The sequence below is a fragment of the Dietzia sp. B44 genome, assembly GCF_014145245.1.
GTDB lineage: Bacteria > Actinomycetota > Actinomycetes > Mycobacteriales > Mycobacteriaceae > Dietzia > Dietzia natronolimnaea.
Genome location: NZ_JAALEF010000435.1, coordinates 5,182 through 6,780, shown reverse-complemented (window position 1 = coordinate 6,780; position 1,599 = coordinate 5,182). Strand labels below are relative to the sequence as shown.

Annotated in this window: 3 protein-coding genes; all 3 read left to right on the top strand. The window is 72.6% G+C overall.

Translation table 11 applies throughout. The features are described from left to right. Positions 1-134: 134 nt before the first annotated feature. Complete coding sequence (locus tag G6017_RS13635) at positions 135-725, top strand: YceD family protein (protein WP_182610669.1); 591 nt, start codon at positions 135-137, stop codon at positions 723-725. Next, a complete protein-coding gene (rnc, locus tag G6017_RS13630; RefSeq protein WP_182610668.1) occupies positions 722-1,420 on the top strand; it encodes a ribonuclease III in 699 nt (232 codons plus the stop codon). Before G6017_RS13635 ends, rnc begins: the two co-directional genes overlap by 4 nt. A 1-nt stretch (position 1,421) precedes the next feature. Further along, the coding region (locus G6017_RS16930; protein ID WP_277819607.1) for a DNA-formamidopyrimidine glycosylase family protein at positions 1,422-1,599 on the top strand (178 nt) is incomplete at its 3' end.

The following is a 1,599-nucleotide window of genomic DNA, read 5'->3' as shown; positions in this document are numbered from 1 at the left end:
GCGGGCGCGAGGAGCTCCACGGCGTCACCCCGGCCGGGCGGCGTGAGGCCACCGGCCGCCGCGGGGCGCGCGAGGGCGATCACTACGGCGACGGGTACGGGGACTACTGATCGGAGACGGGTAGTCTGCTGGGCGTGTCCACCACCTCCCGCAAGCGACGCCAAGGCCGCCCGGCCGCCGATTCCCTCGTCCTCGACACCCGCAGCATCACCCGGTCCCCGGGGGCGATGACGCAGGTCCAGCGTGCCGCGGTGCTGCCGTCGGACATCGGGGTCGAGCTGATCCGGATCCCCCAGGGGGCCGAGGTCGACCTGGATCTGGCCCTGACCTTCGTCGAGGAAGGGGTGTTGGTGACCGGCACCGTCGCCGGGCGGGCCACCGTGGAATGTGCGCGGTGTCTCGGCGAGTTCACCAGCGAGGTCTCCGTGGATCTGACGGAGATGTACGCCGTCGAGGGCACGGCCGCGGCGGACGGCGCGGAGCAGGACGAGGTGCGCCTGCTCGACGGAGACCTGCTGGACCTGGAACCCGCCCTGGTCGACGCCTTCGGTCTCGAGTTCCCGATGTCGCCCACGTGCACGGACTACGGTCTCAGCGACTGCGTCAACCCCGACACCCCCGCGCCGGACGGGGTCTCGGGCAGCACCGAGGGACGCATCGATCCCCGCTGGGCCGGCCTGGCGGAGAAGTTCGCGGACCCCGGGATCGACGAGGGGGCCGGGTGACGGACCCCTCCCCGGAGCTCGGCGCGGTCCTGGGTGTGCAGCTCCCCGCGGAGCTGGCCGCACAGGCGCTGACCCACAGGTCGTACGCCTACGAGCACGGGGGCCTACCACACAACGAGCGGCTCGAGTTCCTCGGCGACGCCGTCCTGGAGCTCGTCGTGACCGAACATCTCTACACCGCGTACCCGGACCGCCCGGAGGGCGACCTCGCGAAGATCCGTGCCAGCCTGGTCAACACCTACGTCCTGGCGGACATCGCCCGCGAGCTGGGCCCCGACGGACTGGGCGCGCTCCTCAGGCTCGGCAGGGGGGAGGAACTCACCGGCGGGCGGGACAAGCACTCGATCCTGGCGGACACCCTGGAGGCGGTCTTCGGCGCCGTGTACCTGACCCACGGTCTGGAGGTGGCGCGGGGGATCGTCGAGGGGATCATCGGTGAGCGCCTCCGCGTGGTGCCCACCCTGGGTGCGGCGTTGGACTGGAAGACCAGCCTCCAGGAGAAGTGTTCGGCGCTCGGTCGGCCCAAGGCCCGGTACGAGATCACCTCCACCGGGCCGGACCACGACAAGACCTTCGCCGCGGTGGCGCTGGTCGGTGACGATCCACTGGGGGAGGGCGTCGGTCGGACCAAGAAGGAGGCCGAGCAGAAGGCCGCCGAGCAGGCCTGGGCCGCCCTGGACCGGGCCGCGGGCTGACATGCCGGAACTCCCCGAGGTCGAGGTGGTGCGGCGCGGCCTCGAGTCCCACGTGGTGGGTCGTCGGATCCTGGATGCCGACGTGTCCGGGGCCCGCACGGCCCGCCGTCAGCCCGGCGGGCCGGCGGAGATCGTCGCCCGATTGCGAGATCGGGTGGTGAGCGGGGCCGGCCGCCGCG